This is a genomic window from Actinokineospora sp. UTMC 2448 (genome assembly GCF_024760565.1).
In the GTDB taxonomy this organism is placed as follows: Bacteria; Actinomycetota; Actinomycetes; order Mycobacteriales; family Pseudonocardiaceae; genus Actinokineospora; species Actinokineospora fastidiosa.
The window spans coordinates 1,295,638-1,319,064 of record NZ_CP031087.1 but is presented as its reverse complement, the minus strand read 5'-3'; the positions used below and the strand labels follow the sequence as shown (position 1 = coordinate 1,319,064).

Below are 23,427 nucleotides of genomic sequence, written 5' to 3'. Positions count from 1 at the left end.
GAGTCTGTCACCGGCGGATGCGCATCCGCCACAGTCCGAGCGTGCCGACGGCGAAGGCCAGCAGGCCGAGGATGACCACCGGGGTCAGCAGGGCCATGCCGGTGGCGCCCAGCCCGAGGGCCGCGGTCCAGACGGCGAGCAGGCCGAGCCCGAGCGCCAGGACGGCGGCGCAGACGGCCATGAGCCGGTCCTGCCCCCAGAGGTAGCCCGGCGTCACCCGGATGTCGGCGGGCAGCCGGAACACCGCCACCCCCACGACCCCCGCGACCAGCACGAGCAGCGCCACCCCGAACCACACCAGCAACCGGCTGGGCGAGGGCATGCCCGCGATCATCAGCACGAGCCCCCCGGCCAGCAACCACCCAGCCCCCCGCCGCAACGCCAACCACAACCCGATCCGCTGCGCCCGCCCGAACCGCCGATCCCGCAGCGGCCGCGCCTCCCGAGCCCCACCCGCACCGACGGTCCGCCCTTGCTGCCCCACCGCGGCCCGCCCCCCACCGCCCCGCACACGCCCACCCCGCACGAACAGATCAGGCTCCTGCTCCCCCGCACGCCGCCCCGTCCCCCGCGCGAACAGCTCAGCCTCGCGATCCCCCTTGCCCCAGCCCGACCCAACACCGCCACCAGCCCCACCAGAACCCCCACCCCCAAACCGATCCGCCTCGCGCTCGGCTCCCGCAGAGCCACCGCGCGCGAACCGACCCGGCTCGAACCGATCACCTCCGGCGTCCCCACGCCCGAACCGATCCGCCTCGACCCCATCCCGCTCCGCTCCCACGGAACCACCACGCGCAAACCGACCAGGCCCGAACCGATCACCTCCGGCGTCCCCACGCCCGAACCGATCCGCCTCGGCCCCATCCCGGTCGGTGCCCACGGAACCACCACGCGCGAACCGAGCAGGCCCCTGATCACCCTCGCCCCCCACCGCGAACGGACCAGGCTCGAACCGATCATCACCTCCGGCGTCTCCATGGGCGGACCGATCCGCCTCGCGCTCGGCTCCCGCAGAGCCACCGCGCGCGAACCGACCCGGCTCGAACCGATCATCGCCTGTGGAGTCCCTGCGGGCGAACCGATCCGCCTCGGCCCCATCCCGCTCGGCTCCTACGGAACCGCCGCGCGCGAACCGACCGGGGGCGTCGTGATCACCCTCGACCCCCACCGAGCCACCCTCCGCGAACGGATCGGGTTCGGGCCGGTCATCGCCTGTGGAGTCGCCGCGGGCGGGGCGGGTGGGCTTGGTCCAATCGCGGGTGGTTCCTGCCGCGCCCGCGTGGGGGAAGCGGGCGGGCTTGGACCCATCGTCCTCGGCCTGGGTCGCGGCGCTGCCTGCGAACGGGGCGGGCCTTGAGTCGCGAGTGGGCCTGGGGCGGCGGGGCCGAGGCTCCTCGGTGAGGCCTGCGAACAAGTCGGGCTTGGGGGCGGGGCGGGGGTGGCGGGACCGGATTCGGGCGAAGAGGCCTCGCTTTCGGCGCTCGCCCTCGGTCGGGAACAGGTCGGGGCGGGCGGTGGCGGGCTCTCGGTCCCCGGTTGGGTCGGGGTTGGGGACTGCGGCTGTGCGATCGCCGTCTGGGCGGTCACCGTCGTCTTGCGGGGCTTGTTTGGGGCGGGGGGTCCAGGCAGTGCGGTCGGGGTGGGTGGGGTCGGCGTCGGGGTGGGTGGGGTCGGCGTCGGGGTGGGTGGGGTCGACGTCGAGATCATCGGCGGGTGGGTGGGGGAGGTGGTCGGACAGGTCCACCGGGGCCGCGTGCGCGTGGACGGCCGCGTCGTCGAGGTCCGGGGCCAGGCGGACGGCTCGGGCGGCGGCGGGGCGTTTGGGGCCGCGGGGGGACTTCCGCGCGCGGGCCGGGTCGGCGTCCACCAGGGTCCAGTCGGGATCCTCCGCCTCATGCCACGCCGTCGAGCGTTCCCAGGGGACGTCGCCGAAGCGGCCCGTGGTGCGGCGGAGGCGGGAGAGGGCGGCCTGGGCGTCGGGGTTCGTCGGGTCCAGGCGCAGGGACTCCTGGTAGGCCGCCCGCGCCCCGTCGAGGTCGCCCGCGCGCTCGGCGGTGTTGCCCAGGACCTCGTGGGTGCGGGGCTCCTCCGGGGCGATCGCCACCGCGCGGCGGGCGGCGGTGAGGGCGTCGGCCGGGGTGGTGGGGGCCAGGGCCTCCGCGAGGGCCACCTGGCCGCGCCAGTCGTCGGGGTCGCGGCGGGCCGACTCGCGGGCGGAGATCACCGCCTCCTCGTGCCTGCCCAGCTCGGTCAGCGCGAGGCTGGCCAGGCGGTGCGCCCATGCGGGCTCGCCGAGGGTGATCGCGCGCTTGGCGGCGTCGAGGCAGTGCAGCGGCTCGCCGACGTCCAGGAACGCCGCAGCGAGACCGCACCACGCGCCGGGGTGGTCGGGGTGGTCGGCGAGCACGGGCCGCAGGACCTCGATGGCGGCGCGCGGCCTGCCCGCGGCGGTGAGGCGCGCCGCGTCGGCGAGGACCGCATCGATCGGCTGGGACATGGCTCCCCTCCCGCGCTCTGGACGCACAGTCTGTCAAGGGACCGATCCGGTGCCCAGTCGACCCGCCCGGGTGTCCACCGGGTGATCAGCGATGACGGACAGACGTACCAAGCCAGTGTGGACCAGACAGGCGACGGCGGGTAAGCCTCGTTTGTCATAGGACATAGACTGATCGGGTGAGCAGACCATCGCCGTGGGCGAGAGCGCGGCTCGCGCTACTCCTCGGCGGGATCTCCGCCTTCGGTCCCCTGTCCATCGACATGTACCTCCCGGCGTTCCCGGAGATCGCCGACGGCCTGGACACCGGCCAGGCGCAGGTCCAACTCACCCTGACCGCGTTCATGATCGGGATGGCGGTGGGCCAGGCGGTCGTCGGTCCGCTTTCGGACACCCTCGGCAGGCGCCTTCCGCTGCTCGCGGGCCTGACGGCCTACACGATGGCGTCGCTGGCCTGCGCGATCTCCCCGTCGGTGTTCACGCTCGTCGGGCTGCGGTTCGCGCAGGGCGTCGCCGCCGCGGCCGGGGTGGTGATCGCCCGCGCCGCCGTGCGCGACATCTTCACCGGGCCCGCGATGGCGCGGTTCTTCTCCATGCTGATGCTGGTGTCCGGGCTCGCCCCGATCCTGGCGCCGCTGATCGGCGCGCAGGTGCTGCGGTGGACGAACTGGCAGGGCGTGTTCGTCGTGCTGGCCTACTTCGGCGTCCTGCTGCTCATCGCGGCGACGGTCTGCCTGCGGGAGACGCTGCCGCCGCCCAAGCGCCGCCCGGCGAACCCGCGCCAGATCATGCGCACCTATCTGCGCGTCGCCACCGACCGGACGTTCGTCGCCTACGCGACCTCGATCGGCTTCGTCACCGCCGCGATGTTCGCCTACATCGCCGGGTCGCCGTTCGTCCTGCAGGAGCTGCACGGGCTCAGCCCCCAGACCTACAGCCTGGTCTTCGGCGCCAACGCGCTGGGCCTGATGCTGTTCACCCAGGTCAACGGCATCCTGCTGCGCTGGCTCAGCCCCCGCGTCCTGCTGACGGTCGGCCTTGCGCTGTCCGCGCTGGCCGGGGCCGGGGTCTACACCGCGGTGGCCATGGAGCTGGAGCTGGTGTACCTGCTGACGGCGCTGTTCCTCGTGGTGGCGAGCCTGGGCATCGTCAGCCCGAACGCGACCGCGCTCGCGCTGGCCGACCACGGCAACCGGGCGGGCACGGCGTCCGCGCTGCTGGGCGTGATCCAGTTCCTCATCGGCGGCCTGGCAGCGCCGCTGGTCGGGCTCGGCGCGGAGCGGTCGGCGACGCCGATGGCCACGGTGATCGCGGGCATGTCGGCGGCCGGGCTGATCGCGTTCGCGCTGCTGCGGCCCACCCGGCGCCGCCCCGGCCGCTACGCCGCCTTCCGCCAGGCCGACACCATCCCGTTCCGGCCGGTCGGGTCGCCGCGGGGGCATGTGTAGAGAAATCCCCGGATTGGCGTCACCTAGTCCCGTCACGGCTCGTTACCGTCCGCGTCGCATAAGCGCCAGCACATGGTTTCAAGAGAGGGTGGGACACGGTGAGCAGCCACCGGGAGTGGACGGTCAGCTGCCGCGACATAGCGGGTCGGCGGCGGGACGTCACGATCTTCGTCCGGCAGGGCAGGGTGGTGCTCGTGGCCCCGCCGGGGGAGACGGCCGTCTTCTCCCCGCTGGACGTGGGCCGCCTGCGGGCCGCCCTGCGGGACGCGGTCGTGGACGCCTCGGTGGAGGCCGATCGCTGACCACACTTCCTACTTGTGAGTAGGTAGTGGCAGAATCCTGTCCGAGGAGGCACGGGATGGCTACCTACTTCGTCACGGGCGCGACAGGATTCCTCGGCCGCAGGCTGGTGGACCGGCTGTTGGCGCGGCCCGACTGCGGCACGATCCACGTCCTGGTGCGCGCGCGGTCACTGCGCAAGCTGCCCGCGTGGGACGAGCGCGTCGTGCCGGTCGTCGGCGACCTGTGCGAGCCCGGCCTCGGCCTCGACCTGCTGCCGCCGGTCGACCACGTCGTCCACCTCGGCGCGGTCTACGACTTCACCGCCCCGGGCGCCGACAACGAGACGGTCAACGTCGTCGGCACCGCGAACGTGGTCAACTTCGCCGCCGCGGCGGGCGCGCGGCTGTTCCACCACGTCTCGTCGGTGGCCGTCGCTGGCGATCACCGGGGCCGGTTCACCGAGGCGGACTTCGACCTCGGCCAGCGCCACCACGCGCCGTACCACGCGACCAAGTTCGCCGCCGAGAAGCTGGTCCGCGAGCAGGACCGAGTCCCGTACCGGATCTACCGCCCCGCGGCGGTCGTCGGCGACTCGCGCACGGGCGAGATGGACAAGGTCGACGGCCCGTACTACTTCCTGCCGACCATCGCCCGGCTGGCCCGCCTGCCCAGGGCGCTCCCGCTGGTGCTGCCCGACCTCGGCGCGACCAACGTCGTCCCGGTCGACTACGTCGTCGACGCGATGGCCCACCTGATGCACATCGACGCGCCCTCGGGCAGCACCTACCACCTGACGCACAACGGCAGGCAGCCCAACACCGAGGTCTACAACGCCTTCGCCGACGCGCTCGGCGCGCCGCGGATCGCCGCGACGCTGCCGGTCCGCCTGCCGCGCCTGCGCCCTGGCCCGGCCGCCTGCGCGACGCTGGCCGAGGCGGGCATCCCCGCCGAGGTCGTGCCGCACCTGGACATGCCGACGGTGTTCGACTCGACCCGCACCGAGGAGGCGCTGGCGGGCGCGGTCACCCTGCCGCCGTTCGCCTCGTACGCGGGTCGGCTGGTGCGGTACTGGGCCGAGCACCTCGACCCGGACCGCGGGGACCACGGCCTGCGCGGCAAGCGGATCGTGGTGACCGGGGCGTCCTCGGGGATCGGCAAGGCGACGGCGCTGGCGCTCGGACGGCGCGGCGCGCACGTCCTGCTGGTCGCCCGCCGCGTCGACGAGCTGGCGGCGGTGGCCGACCTCGTCGCCGACGCGGGCGGGACGGCGTCGGCCCACCCCTGCGACCTCACCGACGCCGACGCGGTCGACGCGCTGGTGAAGGATCTCGGCCAGGTCGACATGCTGGTCAACAACGCGGGCCGCTCCATCCGCCGCTCGGTGCGGCTGTCGACGGACCGCCTGCACGACTACGAGCGCACGATGGCGCTGAACTACTTCGCCCCGCTGCGCCTCACCCTGGGCCTGCTGCCCGGCATGCGCGCCGCCGGGCGCGGCCGGATCGTCAACGTGACCACCATGGGCCTGCAGTCGGACACCCCGCGCTTCGCCGCCTACCTGGCGTCGAAGGGCGCACTGGAGCACTTCGGCCGCGCGGCGGGCCGCGAGCTGCTGGCCGACGGCGTGACGTTCTGCTCGGTCCGCATGCCCCTGGTGCGGACGCCGATGATCACCGCGACCGACGCCTACCGCGGCGTGCCCGCGTTCTCCCCGGACACGGCGGCGCGGATGATCGTCTCCGCGCTGGAGGGGACCGCGGAGGTGGTGCAGCGGCCGGAGGGCCTGGCGCTGGAACTGCTGCGGGTGCTCGCGCCGACGGTGCACCGGCAGGCGCTCAACCTGACCCACCGGATGACCCCGGAGTCCGCCCCGGAGGCCCGCGACCGCGGCGAGCACCCGGCGGCTGTGCTGGCGAGCGCGCTCGTCCGGCCTATCTGGCGACGCCTGCGTCGACCGTCGGGCTGACGGTCGCCGGGTCGCTCTCGCCCGGCACGTAGGCGAACCAGAAGATCCCGTGGCCGCCGATGACCGCCAGCCGCTCGTCGGTCAGCCAGGCGCAGCCGGTGACCTCGCCATCGAGCCGGATCTCGGTCAGCGGGGACCAGTCCTCGGCGTCGCGGATCCGCAGCACCCGCTCGGACACGCTCGCGACGAGCCTGCCGTTCGGCGACCACCGGTCGTCCATCACCTTCGACGGAAAGCGCGGCGGCGCTTCGCTTTCGGTCCACGTGCGGGTGTCCCACCAACGGTCGCCGTCGGGTCCCGTCAGCAGTAGGTGGGCGCCGTCGGGGGTGACGTCCATGGCGTCGACCTCGTGATCGACGCGGATCGCGGCGAGGGGCGCCCAATCGCCCGGCGCGAGCACGTGAATCGTCCTGGCCCGGCGCACCGCCAGCCACTCGCCGTGCGGCGAGATCGCGGCCTCGGCCGAGTTGTCCTGCTTCGGCATGCGCCCCGCGACGCGGCGGAGCCGGTTGGCCAGCTGGTCGGTCCTGTCCGCCCACTGCCGGTGGACGCGCACCCCGGACTCGGTGGCCTCCAGGAACACCGGCGGCGTCCAGGTCGCCGTGTCCCACACCACGACCCAGCCCTGGGTGTCGACCCCGCAGACCAGAGCGCCGCCGACCCCCAGGGGGTACCGCAGCAGGTCAGCGGGGTGCAGCAGCGGCCGGGCGCTGCGCCAGTCGTCCGTCCGGCACAGCAGGAAGCGGTCGAAGTCCTGGATCAGCAGCAGGTCGGCGCCGACCGGGGTGAGGTCGAAAAGGCGACCGGGATAGCGGATCCTCTCCCGGACCCCGCCGCCGGCCGGGTCGTGGATCTCGACGACGTCGCCCGTGCCCACGGCGAACCAGCTCCCGTCCGGCGCGGCCGCGCACTCGCCCAGGGCGTCGGGGACCTCGCGGTGCTCCACATCCACGCGCGCCCGGCCCGGGTTCCACAGCCGGACCGTGCGGTCCTTCGCCGTCGAGGCCAGCACCGAGCCGTCCGGGGCGAAGGCGAGGTCCGTCACCTCCGCCCCGTGCGCGGCGATGGCGCCCGCCTGACGCCACGCGACGGTGTCCCAGAGCACGATCAGCCCGTTCTCCCCGCCGACGGCGAGGGTCCCGCCGTCAGGGGAGAACACCGCGACCGTGAGGTCGCGGTGGTGGTGGAGCATCCGTGGGGGCTCACCCATCGCGGTCAGGTCCCAGATCAGCACCCCGACGTCCCCGGGAGCCGCGGCCCACCGGCCGTCGGGGCTGACCGCCACGGCCTCACAGGTGAAGCCGCTCGGCAGCGGCATCGCGGCGCCGACCGCGGCGCGCGGGTCCCACACCTTCACGCCGTCGCCGTCGACGGCCAGCAGCCGCCCGTCCGGCAGTGCCGCGCAGGACTCCACCGCCGGGTCGGTCTTGATCACCCGGATCAGCCCGCCGGTGGCGACGTCCCACAGTCGGGCCTGCCGGTAGTAGTCCGCGGTGAGCAGGGTCGTGCCGTCGGCGGAGAAGCAGCAGCAGTTCAGCGGCGTCCGGTGCCCGGTGAGCGTGTACCGCAGCCGCCAGGTGCTCGTGTCCCACACGTCGACGGTGTGCACATCAGCCGCGCAGGCGAGAAGGCGGCCGTCGGGCGACAGCGCGAAGCCCTCCTCCAGCAGGTCCCGCGCGCTGCCCTCCAGGATGCGCAGGAGCCTGCCGGTCTCCGGGTCCCAGACGCGCACCCCGTCGGCGGCGACGGTCGCCAGCCAGCTCCCGTCCGGGGCGTAGACGCAGCCCTCGACGATGTCCTCGTGGCCGACCAGCACGCGGTTCAGGGCGGGGTCCGGCAGGTCCGGCAGCGCGCGCTGCGGCACAAGGCGCGGCACGCCGTCGACCGCGGCCAGGGCGGCCCTCCGCAGGTCGTCGAGCGCGGGAGAGGCGGGAAGGCGCTGGGCGAGGGCGTTCACCACGGCGTGGTCGGGCTCGGTCGGCACCAGCAGGTGGCCGAGCTGGTCGAGGAACCGGCCCAGCTCCGCCGCGCTCTCGGTGTCCACGAACGCCAGGTCCTCGGCCACCGCGACCGGGCCGAAGCGGCGCAGCTTGGTGATGACCCACGGCGGCGCGGTCGCCAGCGCCGCCAGTTCCTCCGCGCGGCCCGCGCTGTCCAGGTGGTAGGCGAGCGAGCGCCACAGGTAGTCGGCCGAGCGCGGCAGGCACCACCACGGCACCTGGCCGGACACCGGGTCGGGCAGGGTGGACGCCACCTCGGTCAGCAGGCTCTCGTTCAGCCGCGCGAGCCGCAGACCGCCGCACTCGTGCCGCAGGTACGTGCGGATGACGTCGTGCAGGCGCAGCCGGGGTCCGTGCTGGGTCACCAGCGACAGCTCGACCAGCTCGCGGCACAGCCGGTCGCTCTCGTCCCGCGCCAGGTCGGCGGTCGCCTTCCAGAGGTGGGCGACGAGGTCCTGCGGGACCTCGACGTCCTCGGGGAAGATCGCCAGCTCCAGCGCGCGGTCCCGGTTGGCCCCCAGCACGCTCAGCGAGGACTCCAGGGTCGCGGCGACCGTGCGCTCGCGGCGGGCGGTGTCGGTGACGTCCAGCGCCGCCGGGCCCAGCTCGCCCAGTCGGCGCAGCAGGCGTTCGGCGGCCTCGGCGATGTCCCCGCCGTCGCGGGCGGTGCGGCGTAGCGCGGCATTCGCCAGCCGCAGGGCAAGGGGCCAGCGGCCGGTGATGTCCAGCAGCCGCTCGCCGACGTGCGCGGGGAGCCCGCCGAGGCCGCTGCCGAGCAATTCGGTCGCCTGCACCCGGCTCATCTGGTCGACCCGGATGGTCGCGGTGTCGGCGGAGTCCGGGAGCAGGTCCGGGATCCTGGTCGTCACCATGAGGGTGCAGCCGCGGCCCGCGTTGAGGAACGGCCGCAGCTGCTCGGCGGTCCAGACGTCGTCGACGACCAGCAGCGACGGCCCCCGCTCGGCCAGCAGCTCGCCCAGCTGGAGCCCGGCCTGCTCCGGGCTGGTGAGGCCCGACCGCCGCCGGGCGACCCGCTCGATGACGTCGTTGACCGTGTCGGCCAGCGCCGCGCCCCGCACCTCCTGGCCCACCGTCACCCAGTAGATCGAGGGGAACGCTGCCTTGATCTCCGGCAGCTCGCAGACCTGGGCCGCCAGCGTGGTCTTGCCGAACCCGCCCGCGCCCGCGAGCGCCGTGGTGATCCCGACCTTGCGCCGCCCGCCCGCGAGCAGCGCGCGGACGATCCCGGCGGTCAGCTCCGGCCGGGGCACGAACCCGTCCACGGCGGCCACCTCGGCGGGCGCGCCCAGCGCCGCGCGGGACTCCCGCCCCGGCGTCGACCGCCAGACCTCCAGGCCGACCCAGGCCAGCGACAGCGCGGCCAGCCCCAGGAAGATCAGCCAGCTCCACCCCGAGGTCAGCAGGTTGACCATGACGGCGACGAGGACGCTCACCGTGGTGGCCGCCGCCGCGGCGACCGCCTGCCTCCGTGCCGTCATCGAGCGCGCCCCCTCGGCAAGATCGTCGGAACACCGGCAGCGTAGTGCGTGCGCAGGGCCACGCCCCGGTCGTCGCCGCGTCCCCCTCCGGGCTGACGGCGGCGCACGGACGCGGGAGGCAGACTGGCGGGGTGGACGACGGTGAGTGGCGGTTGCGTGCGCCGGTGAACCTGGTCAGCAAGCGCGCGGTGGTGCAGTGGACGGTGCGGGCGGCGATCGGCTGGATCGTGGTGCTCGGCGGGCTCGGCGTCTGGCACGCGCTGGGCGGGCCGGACTGGGTCGGGCACGTGCTCGCCGGACTCGCGGTCGCGGCCGTCGTGCACGTGGCGGTGATGCCGACGTGGCGGTACCGGGTGCACCGGTGGGAGACGACCCCGGCGGCGGTGTTCACCCGCAGCGGGTGGATCAACCAGGAGTGGCGGCTGGCGCCCGTCTCGCGCATCCAGACCGTCGACACCGGGCGCGGGCCGCTGCAGCAGCTGCTCAAGCTGGCGACCGTCACCATCACCACCGCGTCCGCGGCGGGGCCGCTCAAGATCGAGGGGCTGGACGAGAGCGTCGCCGCCCGCATCGTCGACGAGTTGGCCACCACCACGCAGGCCGTGCCCGGGGACGCGACGTGACCGCGTTCCCCGCCGCGCCGCCGGTCGTCGAGCCCGTGCCCGAGTGGGGCAGGCTCGACCCGAGGATGATCGTGGTCAAGCCGCTCAACGAGCTGATCGGCCTGCTGCCCCTCCTGTTCGCCCTGGTGTTCCTCGGCAACGTCGAGACGTGGCGGGTCGTGGTCGGGGTCGGGACCGTGGCGCTGATCATCCTCTACGGCCTCTTCGCCTGGCTGACGACGAAGTACCGGATCACCGACGCGCAGGTCGAGCTGCACACCGGGGTCGTGTTCCGGCAGCGCAGGGCCATCCCGCGCGACCGCATCCGCACGGTCGACCTCACCGCCAAGCTCGGCCACCGGCTGTTCGGGCTGTCCGCTGTCCGGGTCGGCACCGGGCAGCAGGAGCGGCAGGCGGGCGAGGGCGTCGTGCTCGACGCCGTCACCACGGCCGAGGCCGAACGCCTGCGCCAGGTCTTCCTGCACCGCCCGACCACCGCCGCGACCTCGACGGACGGCGCGGAGGAACCGGCCGCCGTCGAGATCACCCGGCTGGACCGGCGCTGGTACCGCTATGCCCCGCTGTCGCTGTCGGGTCTGCTCGGCATCGCGATCGCGGTCGGGTTCGGGATGAACCTCGCGGGCGAGCTCAACCTGCGGTTCTCCGAGGTCGACGTGATCCGCGGCCTGTTCGGCTGGCTCAGCGGCCAGTCGCCCGCGCTGGTGGTGCTGATCGCCGCCGTGGTGGTCGTCCTGCTGTCCACTGTGGCCTCACTGCTGACGTATCTGCTGCAGAACCACGATTTCCGCCTCACCCGGCACGCCGACGCCACCGTCCGCGTGCGCCGGGGGCTGCTGACCACGCGCTCGGTCTCCATCGAGGAGCAGCGCCTGCGCGGCGTCGCGCTGCACGAGCCCCTGCTGCTGCGCGCGGCGCGCGGCGCCCGGCTCAACGCGGTGACCACCGGCCTCGGCCTGCGCCAGGCCGCCAGCAGCCTGCTGGTCCCGCCCGCCCCGCGCGCGGAGTCGCACCGGGTCGCCGCGGCGGTCATCGGCGAGAACCCCACGAGCGCGCCCTTGACCCGCCACCCGGTCGCCGCGCGCCGCAGGCGGCTGGTCAGGGCGGTCGCCGTCCCGGTCGTGCTCACCGCGGCCCTGGCCCTGCTCAGCGCCTTCGCCGACTGGCCTGCCGGGCTGTGGATCGGGGCGGCCGCGCTGATCCCGCTGTCCGTCCTCATCGGACTCGATCGCTACCGCAACCTCGGCCATGCGCTCACCGGGCGCTACCTGGTCAGCCGCTCCGGCTCGTTCACCCGCCGCACGGTCGCCCTGCAGCGCACCGGCATCATCGGCTGGCGCGTCGAGCAGTCGCCGTTCCAGCGGCGCGCGCGGCTGGTCACCCTGACCGCCACGACGGCGGCCGGGCACGGCCAGTACGCGGTGACCGACATCGGCGAGTCCGACGGCGTCCGGCTCGCCGACGCCGCAGTCCCCGACCTGCTGACGCCGTTCCTGATCAGGGAGTAGGCCACTCGTGCACGGGCCGGTTGGCGTGCATCAGCTCCAGGTAGCGGCGGGTCATCTCGGCCAGCGCCTCGTCGCGGTCCAGCGATGACCCCTCCTCCAGCGCGCGGACGGTGCTCACCTGCCAGGTGGCGCCGTTGCGGCCGGTGAGGCAGCGCTGCTCGATCACGCCGAGCAGGCGGTCCCGGTCCTCGGCGGCCACGCCCCAGGCGTCCAGCCCGTCGTGGGCCATCGGCAGCAGCCGCCGGAGCACCAGCTCGGTCAGCGGCACCTCGCCGACCCCCGGCCAGTACACCCGGCAGTCGATGCCGTTGCGCGCGGCGGCGTGGAAGTTGTCCTCCGCCGCCGAGAAGCTCATCCGCGACCACACCGGGCGGTCCTGGTCGGCGAGCGCGCGCACCAGGCCGAAGTAGAACGCGCCGTTGGCCATCACGTCGATCACCGTCGGCCCGGCGGGCAGCACGCGGTTCTCCACGCGCACGTGCGGGCGGCCGCGCACCACGTCGTAGATCGGGCGGTTCCAGCGGTAGACGGTGCCGTTGTGCAGGCGCAGCTCCTCCAGCCGGGGCACGTCGCCGCGCTCCAGCACCTCCGTCGGGTCCTCGTCGGAGCACATCGGCAGCAGGGCGGGGAAGTACTGCACGTTCTCCTCGAACAGGTCGAAGATCGAGGTGATCCACCGGTCCCCGAACCACACCCTCGGCCGCACGCCCTGCGCCTTCAGCTCGTCCGGGCGGGTGTCGGTGGCCTGCTCGAACAGCGCGATCCGCGTCTCGGCCCACAGCTGCTTGCCGAACAGGTACGGCGCGTTCGCCCCCAGCGCCACCTGCGGCCCGGCGATGACCTGGCTGGCGTTCCAGAACCGCGCGAAGTCGTCGGGGGCCACCTGCAGGTGGAACTGCACGCTCGTGCACGCCGCCTCGGGCCCGATCGACTCGGCCTGGGTGGCCAGCCGCTCCGCGCCGGTGATCGCGATGGCCATGTCCTCCCCGCGCGCGGCGAACACCTGCTGGTCCAGCATCCGGTAGCGCGGGTTCTCCGACAGCGCCTCCGGCGCGGTGTGCTCGCGCCGCAGCGTCGGCAGGATGCCGACCATCGCGATGTGCGCGCCGATGCGCGCGGCCCTGGCCTCGGCCGCGTTGAGGTCGTCGCGGACCTTCTTCTCGAACGCGGTCAGCCCGACGGGGTCGAGCCGCTGCGGCGGCACGTTGATCTCGATGTTGAACTGCCCGAGCTCGGGGACGAACGCGGGGTCATCGATCTCGTCCAGCACCTCGGCGTTGCGCAGGGACGGCCTGCCCTCGGGGTCGACGAGGTTCAGCTCGACCTCCATGCCCGCCATCGGCCGGTCGGCGTCGAACCGCGACTCGGCCAGCATGCGCGCGAACACGTCCAGGCACTGGCGCACCTTCTGCCGGAACCGCTGGCGGTCGGCCCGGGTGAACTCGGTCTGCTCGACGTCCTTGCCCATGCCGCCAAGCGTGATTCATCCGTGACCATCCCGCCACACCGGTCACCCGCCGTGGCCTACCGCCTCCGGCGCGTGCCGAACACGCCGCGGGCGATCTCCCGGCCCAGTGCGCTCGCGGCGGAGCGCAGGAACGACTTCACCGCGCTGTTGCCCATCACCTGCTCGACGAAGCCCGGCTCCGGCCGCGCGGCCTCCTCCGGCGGGGGCGCCTCCTGCGGGGGCGCGACCTTGGCGGCCATGCGCTCGTAGGCCGACTCGCGGTCCACCGTCTCGGCGTACTTGGCGTGCAGCGGCGAGGCCGCGGCGGCCTGCCGGATCCCGTCGTCGCCGATGGTGTCCATGAGCGACCGAGGGGCGCGCAGCCGCGTCCACGCCACCGGGGTCGGCACGCCCTTCTCCGACAGCACCGTGACGATCGCCTCACCGATCCCGAGCGAGGTGAGCGCTTTGTCCAGTTCGTAGTGCTCGGTGGTGGGGTACGTCTTCACCGTCTTGGCGAGCGCCTTCTGGTCGTCCGGGGTGAACGCGCGCAACGCGTGCTGCACGCGTGCGCCCAGTTGGGACAGCACCGCGGTGGGCACGTCCGTGGGCAGCTGTGTGCAGAAGAACACCCCGACGCCCTTGGACCGGATCAGCTTCACCGTCTGCTCGATGCGCTCCAGGAACGCCTTCGACGCGTCGGCGAAGAGGAGGTGCGCCTCGTCGAAGAAGAACACCAGCTTGGGCCGGTCGAGATCGCCCTCCTCGGGCAGCTCCTCGAACAGCTCGGCCAGCAGCCACATGAGGAAGGTGGAGAACAGCGCCGGGTCGGCCTGCAGGTTCGCCAGCTCCAGCAGGCTGATCACGCCCCGGCCGCTGTCGACGCGCATCAGGTCGGCGATGTCGAGCTCGGGCTCGCCGAAGAACTCGTCCCCGCCGCGCGCCTCCAGGTTCGCCAGCGCGCGCAGGATCACCCCGGCGGTGGCCGACGACACCCCGCCGATGCCCTTGAGGTCGGCCTTGCCCTCGTCGCCGGTGAGGTGCGTGATCACCGCCCGCAGGTCCTTGATGTCCAGCAGCGGCAGGCCGCGCCGGTCGGCCCAGTGGAAGATCAGGCCGAGGGTGGACTCCTGCGTGTCGTTGAGACCGAGCACCTTGGACAGCAGCAGCGGGCCGAACCCGGTGACCGTCGCGCGGACGGGGACGCCCGCGCCGGAGGCGCCCAGGGAGAGGAACTGCACGGGGAACGCCGTGGGCGTCCAGTCGTCGCCGGTGTCCGCCGCGCGCTGGGCGATCCTGTCGTCGGCCTCGCCCGGCCGGGACAGCCCGGACAGGTCGCCCTTGATGTCGGCCATGACGACCGGGACGCCGTGCGCGGACAGCTGCTCGGCGATCCCCTGCAGCGTCTTGGTCTTGCCGGTCCCGGTGGCCCCGGCGACGAGCCCGTGCCGGTTCATCATCGACAGCGGCACGCGCACGGCGGCCGCCGGGTGCGCGGTCCCCGCGATGACGACGCTGCCCAACTCGACCGCGGCCCCGTCGGTGGCGTAACCCTCGGCGATGTCCTCGGCGCTGCTCATCGTGCCTCCTCCGCCCGGTGCCGGATCAGCGGGAGCGTAGAACCGGCGCGGCGCGGCCGCAGCCCGGGATCCGCGCCGGGCCGTGCGGCTAAGCTACGTCGGGTGACGGACCGCTTGGTATGGATCGACTGCGAGATGACCGGCCTCGACCTCGGCCGCGACGCCCTGATCGAGATCGCCGCCCTGGTCACCGACTCCGAGCTGAACGTCCTCGGCGACGGCGTCGACCTGGTCATCCACGCCTCCGACGAGGCGCTCGCGGGGATGCCGGAGGTCGTCGCCGAGATGCACGCGCGCTCCGGGCTCACCGAGGAGGTCCGCGCCTCGACGCTCACCCTGGCCGACGCCGAGCGCGCGGTGCTGGACTACGTGCGCCAGCACGTCCCCGAGGTCCGCTCCGCGCCGCTGTGCGGCAACTCCATCGCCACCGACCGCGGCTTCATCAGCCGGGACATGCCGTCGCTGGACGCCCACCTGCACTACCGCATGGTGGACGTGTCGTCGATCAAGGAGCTGGCCCGCCGCTGGTACCCGAGGGTGTACTACGCGCAGCCGGACAAGGGCCTGGCCCACCGCGCCCTGGCCGACATCCAGGAGTCGATCCGGGAGCTGCGCTACTACCGCGGCACGGTCTTCGTCCCGCAGCCGGGACCGACCACGGACGAGGCCAAGGCAGTGGCCGGGACCCTGCTGGTCAACCCCCAGGCATAACCGCTTCCCGGGACGCGCTACGATGTCTCCGCACGGCGCGCCCGTGCGCGATGGTGGGTGTAGCTCAGCTGGTAGAGCACCTGGTTGTGGTCCAGGATGTCGCGGGTTCAAGTCCCGTCACTCACCCCACCCGGGCCCGTTCAGGGACCTGTTCAAGAAGGGCCGTCCTCTCGGACGGCCCTTCTTGCGTCTGTGGACCTCCGCCCGAGTTCGCCCCTCTTCCCCGCGACGCTCGCCTGATGGGCCCCGGCCATTCCCAGGGAATCCGCTCGCTAGCTGGTCACCGGCCGTTCCCACTCCCGGTGAATCACCGACTGGCAACGACCCCCTCCGGTCGACGGGTGCCGGGTGTGACCCGGCTCTCCTAGCGTGACCAATCATCGCCGGGTCGAGGGCCCCGGCGGTGGAAGGAGAGTCGCGACAATGAAGGTTCGCACCCTGCTGGTGGGCATGATCGCCGCCGCTGCCGCCGTGGTGGCGCCCACCGCGGCCGCGGCCGCGCCGCCCACCGGCGACGGCGAGATGGGCACGTTGATCGTCGGGGGGCACAACGCCACCCAGACCTACAGCTTCATGGTGTCGCTGCAGTCCACCTCCGGCGGGCACTTCTGCGGAGGTTCGCTCATCAAGGCCAACTGGGTGGTGACCGCCGCGCACTGCGTCCAGGGCCGCTCCCCGAGCAGCACCATCGCGCGCATCGGCACCACCAACCGCACCAGCGGCGGGACGGTGGCGCGGGCCTCGCGCATCATCATCCACCCGTCCTACCGCGGCCCGTACGACATCGCGCTCGTGCAGCTGAGCACCAGCGTCAGCCAGGCGCCGGTGCGCATCGCGGCGTCGTCCGGTCCGGTCGGCACCCAGACGCGCATCATCGGCTGGGGCCAGACCTGCCCGGTCCGCGGTGCCTGCGGCGCGCCCATCACGCTGCAGGAGCTCGACACCTCGATCGTCAACGACTACGAGTGCTCCGGCATCTCGGGCTCGATCGAGATCTGCACCGACAACCCCGGCAACCGCGCGGGCGCCTGCTACGGCGACTCCGGCGGCCCGCAGATCAAGGCCGTCAACGGCCAGTGGGAGCTGATCGGGGCGACCAGCCGTTCCGGCGGCGGCTCGCAGTGCGCCGTCGCGCCGTCGATCTACACCGACGTCCCGGCGTTCCGCAACTGGATCCAGCAGTACACCGGCGCCCTGTCCTAGGCCGGTACCGGTAAGGAACGGGCCCCCGGCAGTCCCGCCGGGGGCCCGTTTTTCAGCGGTTGCCCTTCTTCCAGGTCTCCCACGGCACCTGCCAGACGCCGAGGCCGTCCCAGGACTGCAGCTTGGCCCCACCGGAGTTCACCACGGTGATGACGTCGCCCTTCTGCGAGATCCGCTGCAGCCAGCGCGCGTTCTCCGTGGAGACGTTGATGCACCCGTGGCTGACGTTGCGCCTGCCCTGGTCCCCCACCGACCACGGCGCGGAGTGGTAGAAGATCCCGCTGTTGGACATCCGGGTGGCCACCTCGACCGTCGTGCGGTAGCCCTCGGCGGCGTCCGTGGGCACGCCGTAGGTGGAGGAGTCCATTGTGTAGTTCACGTGCTCGCTCATGACCACATAGGTGCCGACCGGGGTCTCGTACCCCTTCTTGCCCATCGAGATCGGCATGGTCTTGGCGACCTTGCCGTTGATCGTCACCGTCATCTGGTGGGTCTTGCCGTCGGCCTTCATCACCACGGCGTCGCCGATGGTCACCGAGGCCTTGCGGTCCTCGCGGCCGTAGGTGCCGTTGCCGAAGTGCTTGCCGTAGATCCGCGCGTCGACGGTCACCTTCGTGCCGGGCTTCCAGTACTCCTTGGGCCGCCAGTGCACAGTGCTGTCGTCGTACCAGTAGAACGCGCCCTCGGTCTCCGGCGACGTGGTGATCCTGATTGCCTTCTCAGCGGCGGCCTTGTCGCGGATGTTGGTGCTGAAGTAGAAGGAGAACGGCTGCCCGACCCCGACCGTCTGCCCGTCGAGGGGGTTCATCGACAGCGCCGTCTGCCGAGCGGGCTTGGCCGTGGTGAAGGTCGCGGTGGAGGTCGTCGGCTTGCCCTCGGCGTCCTTGCCGGTCGCGGTCATGGTGTAGGTCTTGCCGTAGCCGAGCCCGCCCGCGTAGGTCCACGTGCGACCGTCGTCGGACAGCTTCCCCTCGACCGCCTTGCCCGCGTCGTTCTTGAGCACGACCTCGCTGAGCATCCCCCCGGCGACCTCCACCGTCACCGGCTGCCCCGGCTCCACGTCCTTGGCCTTGTCGGCCGGGGTGAGCGTCAGCCGCAACGGCTCCGCGGGCGGCGCCGTGGTGGTCGTCACACCCGGCGTCTCCCCCGCGGGCGCCGACGGCTCGGGGGCGGCCGTGCACGCCCCCAGACCCACCAGAACCGCGACGAGCACGCCAACCCGTCCCCGCATCGTCCCCCACTTTCCTCACGCTGACCTGTGGGAACCCAGTGTGCCCCACGAATGGGTGACGCCTGAACGGGACGTCCGGTTGCCTGGCGTCGACCCCCCGATTTCTTCGCCGGGCGGGGGCTGTGCTAACTTTTCCCCCGTCAGCAACGAGCGCCGCTAGCTCAACTGGCAGAGCAGCTGGCTCTTAACCAGCGGGTTCGGGGTTCGAGTCCCTGGCGGCGCACATTCAACAGGACCAGGTCATCGACCTGGTCCTGTTGGCATTTCCGATCTTGGTAGGGTCGCCGCCATGGCTGAGGTGACCACGGCCGAGGGGACCTGGGGGTTCGACGGGGCCGCCCTGCGGATCACGCCGGGTACCGATCGCAAGGTGCACAAGCTCAGGAAGGCGCTCGGGGAGTTGGTCGTGCCCGCGGCGGCGATCGCGGGCATCAGCTACGAGCCGGGCAAGAAGGGCGGGGCGCTGCGGGCGCGGCTGCGTGAGGGGGCCGACCCGCTGAGCCAGGTGGTCGGCGGCCACCTGCCCGAGCAGGCCAACCCCTACCGGCTGGCGGTCGACCCCGCGCAGGTCGTCAACGCCGACTACCTGGTCGAGGCGTTCCGGTTCACCCCGCGCGCGGAGGGGGACGGGCCGGTCGGGCGGTTCCTGCTGCCCGGGCCCGCGCTGCCGGTCAGCGCGACGGTGTCCGAGGCGGTCGTGTCGTTCGACGGCAGCCGGGTGCTGCTCGAGTGGAGCTGGCAGGCGCCGGACGTCAAGCGCAGGTCGGGCACGCAGGAGCTGCCGATCGACAAGGTGACCGCCGTCGTGTGGCGGCCGTCCAGCGGGCTCACCGACGGCGTGCTGCGGTTCATCGTCCGCGACGCCAGTCCGAACGTCGCCCCGACGAGCGACCTGCACGCGGTGCGGCTCACCTGGGGCACCGAGAACGAGCTGCTGACCGCGTTGGTCGCCGCCGCCGTCGTCGCGCGGATCCCCCGCTCGCGCCCCGACGCCCCGGCCGCGGCCCCGCCCGATGTGGACGTGCTCATGCGCAGGCTCCGCGAACTCGGCGACCTGCGCGACAGCGGCGTCCTGACCGAAGACGAGTTCACCGCTGCCAAGCGGGCCGTGTTACGCAGCATGTCGGCCGAGGAGTGGCCACCGCCACAAGACGGGTAGCGTGCCCCGCCATGGGGTGGTTGCGCAGGAGTCCGGCTCGCACGGTCACCAGAGGACGGAGCTGGCGGGACCCGATCCTGGACGCCGCGCTCGCCGAGGCCGAGGAGGGCAGACTCGGCGCAGCGCGCACCGTGCTCGGGGAGTGCCGCGACCAACCGGAGATCCGGGTGTTCCGGGTCGGCGAGCTCGCCGAGGCGCTGATCGGGTTCGGCGACGAGATCGCGACCATCGCCGGGGCCGGTGACGCCGACCTGTTGTTGCTCAGCGGCGCGGTGTTCGTGCGCGAGGCGTGGGCAGTGCGCGGCGCGGGGCGGGCGGAGACGGTCGGCGCGCCGCGGTTCCGCATCTTCCACAACCACCTCGCGCAGGCGGTCGCCCCGCTGCGCGCCGCGGCCGGGCTGCTGCCCGGCGACCCGGTGCCGTGGAGCGAGATGGACCCCGTCGCGCGCGGGCTGGAGTTCGACCGCGGCGAGCAGGACGCGCTCTGGGCCGAGATCGCCAGCCGCTGCCCCACCATGACCGTCGCCGTGCGGCGCAGGCTGCAGTCCCTGGCGCCCAAGTGGGGCGGCGACGAGACGGCCATGATCGAGTTCGCCAGGGCGTCGGTGGCCGCCGCGCCGCCGGGGCACCCGGTCGCGGCCGTCATCGCCGAGGCCCAGTTCGAGGGCGCGGCGCACCGGTCCGTCCCGGTGGCCCGCTACGCCAGGGCCGCCCGCGCCGAACTCGTGGCCGCGTCGACGAAGCTGCTCACCACCCCGCTGTCGCTGCCGCAGACCTGCTGGGCGCACAACGCGTTCGCCGCCGTGTTCTCCGCCCTGGACGACGCCGCGCACGCCGTCCCGCACCTGCGCGCCATGAACGACCACCTCAACGACGCCGCGTGGGCCTTCGTCGGCGGCGAGGCCGCCTACCAGCGCGCCGCGGCGAAGTACCTGTGAGGGCAGATGGACCACGCCTGGGACGACACCGCGCTGGACGCGGCCATCGCGGAGTTGGAGGAGCACCGGATCAGCCCCGCGCGGACGATCCTGGCCGAGGCGCGGACCCAGCCTGAGACGCGCTCGCTGCGCGTCGAGGTGCTGGCGGGCAGGCTGGTGGGGCTGGGCGGGCAGGTGCTGTCGCTGGCGATGGACAGCGTGGACCCCGAGCTGTCGCTGCTGGCGGGCGCGGTGGCGATCGCCGAGGCGCAGGTGATCGCCGACGGCGCGAGCGACCCCAACGCGGCACGGGTCGCGCACGCCTACCTGCGCCGCGCGCTCGGCCCGCTGAACCAGGCCGCCGAACTCGTCGACACCGACCCGGTCCCGCACGACCTGCTGCAGACCGTCACCTCGGCGACGAACCGCGCGGAGTGCGACAAGGCGTGGGAGCGCGCGGTGAAGCGCGGCCCCACGCTGTTCTCGGCCCACCGCGCGCGGGTCGAGATCCTCGATCCGGTCAAGGCGCTGGCCTTCGCCAGGGCGACCGCGCGCTCGGCGGGCTCGGGCGACCCGAGGATCGCCCTGGTGGTGCTCGCGCACTTCCGGGTCCACGCGGGGCTGGAGGCGGCCTTCCGGGCGTCCGGGAAGGCGGCGGACCGGCGGGCGATGTGGGACTACTTCGGCGGCGCGGTCCGCGACGAGGTGGCCGCGCTGTCCCAGCGGTTCCTCGCCGCGGCCCGGCCGCACCCCCGCACCGTGGAGGCGCACAACCTGTTCGCCGCGGCGTTCACGCGGATGTACGAGTACAGCCTCGCCGAGCCGCACCTGGCCGCGGTGGCGGGCAGGCCGTCGGGGTGGGCGTGGTCGTTCGTCGGCGGCGCCAAGGCCTACGACCGGGCGGTCCGCAGGCACGTCCGGAACGTGCCCGCGGACCGGCCCCGGCCCTAGCCGGTCACCTCGACCGCGGCGCTCGCCGTGCGTTCGCCCTGCACGGCGGTGATCGTCCGCGCCCCGGTCGGGGTCGTCGCGGGGATGACGCCGTGGCGCTGGAACCGGCCCTCGCCGTCGGCGCGGACGGTGTAGACCGTGACGCCGTCGATGCGGATGTCGACGTACCCGGGCTCGAACCCGGTGAGGGTCAGCGGCACCCACGTCCCCGCGCGCACCGTGTCGTCGACCGTCAGCGTCGGGGCCTGCCGGTCGGCGCGGTCGTCACCACCGCGGGCCACGCGGACCCGGACGCTCACCGGGTCGCCTGCCGACGGGGTGAGCACGCACGTGGTGTCGCGGGTGAAGCCCGCCTCGACGCCCGCGGTGTAGACACCCGCGCCGTGCAGGGCGTCCCTGGGCTGGGCCTGGGTGAACGTCACCGGGAGGACGACGCCCGCGCAGGTCGCCGTCGCGGTCAGCGGGCCGCGCAGCGCGCTGCCCGACGCCGGGTCGCCGTCGGTGTCGACGGTGTCCGGGGTGATCGCGCGGCCGTCGGTCTTGGTGCCGGGCGCGGCGACGAGCCCGAGGCCGTGCCGGGCGGCGACGCCCCGGCGGGCCGTGACGTCCGTGCCCGCGACCGAGGCCGCCCACGCCGCGGCCGGGCTCTCGTAGAAGTTGACGCCGGACACCGCGAAGCGGGCGCCGAGCCGCGCCAGCCGGGCGGTGAAGCCGGTGACGTCCTTGCGGGCGGCGGGCGTCCACCCGGTCTCCAGGATCGACGCGGCCCTGGGGAGGGCGAGGAACTGCGCCTGGTCGCCGCCGCGGATCGTCTCCGACCACAGTGGACCTTCGACGCCGAGCACGGCGTCCTCCGGGATGCCGCCGGAGACGGTGGTGGTCGGGTCCCAGTTGTAGTACTTCGGGAAGTCGCAGTCGGTCCGGCAGGCCCAGCTGAGCCCGATCGGGGTGGTGGGGCCGTACTTCTGGTCGAGGTAGGCGCCGTCCGCCTTCGACACGACGGCCTTGCCGCCCTTGGCCACGAAGTCGCGCACCCAGTCGCCGGAGCCGATCCAGTACTGCACGACCGAGCCGTCCCAGTAGCCCGGGCCCTGCGCCAGCCCGGCCTCGGCGTACTCGGTCCAGCCCATCGTGCCGACCCCGGTCGCGGCCTGCACCCTCGGCACGGCGCGGGTGATGAAGTCGACGTAGCGGGCGTGGCCCATGGCGTGCGACTCGTCGCCGCCGATGTGGACGTACGGGCCGCCGGTCAGCTCGGCGAGCTGGCGGAAGACGTGCTCCACGAAGGTGTAGGTCAGCTCGTGGCGCTCGTCGAGGGCGGAGTAGCCGACGTTCGCGGTGCCGTTCCACGGGACGACGCCGGTCTCCGCGTCGCGCGCGGGCAGCGAGCGGTCGGTGTTGAGCTGCGGGATCGCGTGCAGGACGGCGTTGGTGTGGCCGGGCACGTCGACCTCGGGGACGACGGTGACGAACCGCTCGCGCGCGTACGCGACGATGTCGCGGTACTGGGCCTGGGTGTAGTAGCCGGTGCGGCCCAGCTCCTGGCGGTGTCCGCGCTCGTTCATCGCGGTGGCGCCGGAGACGCGGGTGAGGGCGGTGTAGTCGATGGGGTCGCCCTCGGCCTTGCCGTCGTTGGTGATCTCGATGCGCCATCCCTGGTCGTCGGCCAGGTGCAGGTGCAGGACGCTCATCTTCAGCGCGGACAGGACATCGATGTGCCGCTTGACCTCGTCGACGTCCTGGAACGACCGGGCGACGTCGAGCATGATGCCTCGATAGGCGAAGCGCGGCGCGTCCTCGATGTGGACGGCCCGGACGGTCCAGTCGTGCTTGACGGGCGTCGGCGACGCCGTCCACGCCGGGAGGAGCTGGCGGAACGTCTGCACCCCGTTGAACGCGCCGTGCGGGGTGCGGGCGGTGATGGCGACGCCGCGGTGGCTCACGTCGAGGGTGTAGGACTCGGCGGTGGGGGCGGCGCCGTCGACGGTGTAGCGGGCCTTGGGGTCGACGGTGATCCGGATGCCGTGGCCGCGGGGACGCACGGGGACGCGGTAGCCGGTCGCGGCGCGCAGCTCGTCGGCCAGCAGCTCCGCGACGGGGGCGGCGGCGCCTGGCGCGACGATCGAGACATCCGGCCGGATGACGTAGGGCCGCGCCCGCGTGTCCTCCTCGACCAACACCGGAAGCGGGACGAGCCCGGCGGTCGCCGTGGCGGCCGCCTGCGGCGTGGCCGATGCCGCCGGGACGACGCCGACCACCAGGGCGAGCGCGGCGGTGACGGCGGCGAGCTTGCGTGGACTGGGCCTCGCCGACCTGCTAGATTGGACTAGACCATAGCTGGTGCGCATGGGACTCCCTCGCCTGGTTGCAGGGTAGTGCGAGATTATCCCACTTTTCACTCATCTTCGATC

At 73.4% G+C, this 23,427-nt stretch carries 16 protein-coding genes and 2 tRNA genes; 12 read left to right on the top strand and 6 right to left on the bottom strand.

Going from position 1 to position 23,427, the window contains the following annotated elements; genetic code table 11:
• Positions 1-7 precede the first annotated feature (7 nt).
• Positions 8-2,497: a tetratricopeptide repeat protein gene (locus Actkin_RS32575; RefSeq protein WP_309569115.1), complete on the bottom strand. Its 2,490-nt coding sequence runs from the start codon at positions 2,495-2,497 to the stop codon at positions 8-10.
• A 176-nt stretch (positions 2,498-2,673) separates the two neighbouring features.
• Between Actkin_RS32575 and Actkin_RS06220 the strand changes: the two genes are divergently transcribed.
• From Actkin_RS06220 to Actkin_RS06210, 3 genes are all read left to right on the top strand, one after another.
• Complete coding sequence (locus Actkin_RS06220; protein WP_258906322.1) at positions 2,674-3,942, top strand: multidrug effflux MFS transporter; 1,269 nt, start codon at positions 2,674-2,676, stop codon at positions 3,940-3,942.
• Positions 3,943-4,040: 98 nt separating this feature from the next.
• Positions 4,041-4,244, top strand: a complete 204-nt coding sequence (locus Actkin_RS06215) for a hypothetical protein (RefSeq protein ID WP_189212235.1) — start codon at positions 4,041-4,043, stop codon at positions 4,242-4,244.
• A 56-nt stretch (positions 4,245-4,300) separates the two neighbouring features.
• The gene (locus Actkin_RS06210; RefSeq protein WP_258906320.1) at positions 4,301-6,190 is read left to right on the top strand and encodes an SDR family oxidoreductase; all 1,890 of its coding nucleotides are present in this window, start codon (positions 4,301-4,303) and stop codon (positions 6,188-6,190) included.
• Here the strand turns inward: Actkin_RS06210 and Actkin_RS06205 are convergent.
• Positions 6,156-9,689, bottom strand: a complete 3,534-nt coding sequence (locus Actkin_RS06205) for an NB-ARC domain-containing protein (protein ID WP_258906319.1) — start codon at positions 9,687-9,689, stop codon at positions 6,156-6,158. The genes Actkin_RS06210 and Actkin_RS06205 overlap by 35 nt on opposite strands.
• A 131-nt stretch (positions 9,690-9,820) precedes the next feature.
• On the opposite strand from Actkin_RS06205, the gene Actkin_RS06200 reads away from it, so the two are divergent.
• Both Actkin_RS06200 and Actkin_RS06195 read left to right on the top strand, forming a co-directional pair.
• Positions 9,821-10,312 (top strand): PH domain-containing protein, encoded by a 492-nt coding sequence (locus Actkin_RS06200; protein WP_189212238.1) that lies wholly within the window; start codon positions 9,821-9,823, stop codon positions 10,310-10,312.
• The gene (locus tag Actkin_RS06195; RefSeq protein ID WP_258906318.1) at positions 10,309-11,817 is read left to right on the top strand and encodes a PH domain-containing protein; all 1,509 of its coding nucleotides are present in this window, start codon (positions 10,309-10,311) and stop codon (positions 11,815-11,817) included. Before Actkin_RS06200 ends, Actkin_RS06195 begins: the two co-directional genes overlap by 4 nt.
• Here the strand turns inward: Actkin_RS06195 and Actkin_RS06190 are convergent.
• Entirely contained in the window at positions 11,807-13,285 is a 1,479-nt protein-coding gene (locus Actkin_RS06190) for a glutamate-cysteine ligase family protein (protein ID WP_189212239.1), read from the bottom strand. The two genes, Actkin_RS06195 and Actkin_RS06190, sit on opposite strands and share 11 nt — an antisense overlap.
• Before the next feature lie 56 nt (positions 13,286-13,341).
• Positions 13,342-14,844 (bottom strand): helicase HerA-like domain-containing protein, encoded by a 1,503-nt coding sequence (locus Actkin_RS06185; RefSeq protein WP_258906317.1) that lies wholly within the window; start codon positions 14,842-14,844, stop codon positions 13,342-13,344.
• Positions 14,845-14,946: 102 nt separating this feature from the next.
• Between Actkin_RS06185 and orn the strand changes: the two genes are divergently transcribed.
• The 3 genes from orn (at position 14,947) to Actkin_RS06170 (ending at position 16,758) form a co-directional block, all read left to right on the top strand.
• On the top strand, positions 14,947-15,555 hold the full coding sequence (gene orn, locus Actkin_RS06180; RefSeq protein ID WP_189212241.1) for an oligoribonuclease: 609 nt from the start codon (positions 14,947-14,949) through the stop codon (positions 15,553-15,555).
• 53 nt (positions 15,556-15,608) lie between these two features.
• Positions 15,609-15,684 (top strand) — tRNA-His (locus Actkin_RS06175).
• Positions 15,685-15,978: 294 nt separating this feature from the next.
• Complete coding sequence (locus tag Actkin_RS06170) at positions 15,979-16,758, top strand: S1 family peptidase (protein WP_189212242.1); 780 nt, start codon at positions 15,979-15,981, stop codon at positions 16,756-16,758.
• 52 nt (positions 16,759-16,810) lie between these two features.
• Here Actkin_RS06170 and Actkin_RS06165 read toward each other — a convergent pair whose 3' ends face one another.
• Positions 16,811-17,989 carry a L,D-transpeptidase gene (locus Actkin_RS06165; RefSeq protein ID WP_258906316.1) on the bottom strand — a complete coding sequence of 393 codons (1,179 nt, stop codon included), beginning with the start codon at positions 17,987-17,989 and terminating at the stop codon, positions 16,811-16,813.
• A 150-nt stretch (positions 17,990-18,139) separates the two neighbouring features.
• On the opposite strand from Actkin_RS06165, the gene Actkin_RS06160 reads away from it, so the two are divergent.
• The 4 genes from Actkin_RS06160 (at position 18,140) to Actkin_RS06145 (ending at position 21,016) form a co-directional block, all read left to right on the top strand.
• Positions 18,140-18,212: transfer RNA gene (locus Actkin_RS06160), tRNA-Lys, on the top strand.
• A gap of 66 nt (positions 18,213-18,278) precedes the next feature.
• Positions 18,279-19,148 (top strand): DUF4429 domain-containing protein, encoded by an 870-nt coding sequence (locus Actkin_RS06155; protein ID WP_189212244.1) that lies wholly within the window; start codon positions 18,279-18,281, stop codon positions 19,146-19,148.
• An 11-nt stretch (positions 19,149-19,159) separates the two neighbouring features.
• The gene (locus Actkin_RS06150) at positions 19,160-20,086 is read left to right on the top strand and encodes a hypothetical protein (protein WP_189212245.1); all 927 of its coding nucleotides are present in this window, start codon (positions 19,160-19,162) and stop codon (positions 20,084-20,086) included.
• Between the two features lie 6 nt (positions 20,087-20,092).
• A complete protein-coding gene (locus tag Actkin_RS06145; protein ID WP_258906314.1) occupies positions 20,093-21,016 on the top strand; it encodes a hypothetical protein in 924 nt (307 codons plus the stop codon).
• Here Actkin_RS06145 and Actkin_RS06140 read toward each other — a convergent pair.
• The gene (locus Actkin_RS06140) at positions 21,013-23,364 is read right to left on the bottom strand and encodes a beta-N-acetylhexosaminidase (protein WP_258906313.1); all 2,352 of its coding nucleotides are present in this window, start codon (positions 23,362-23,364) and stop codon (positions 21,013-21,015) included. The genes Actkin_RS06145 and Actkin_RS06140 overlap by 4 nt on opposite strands.
• Positions 23,365-23,427 lie beyond the last annotated feature (63 nt).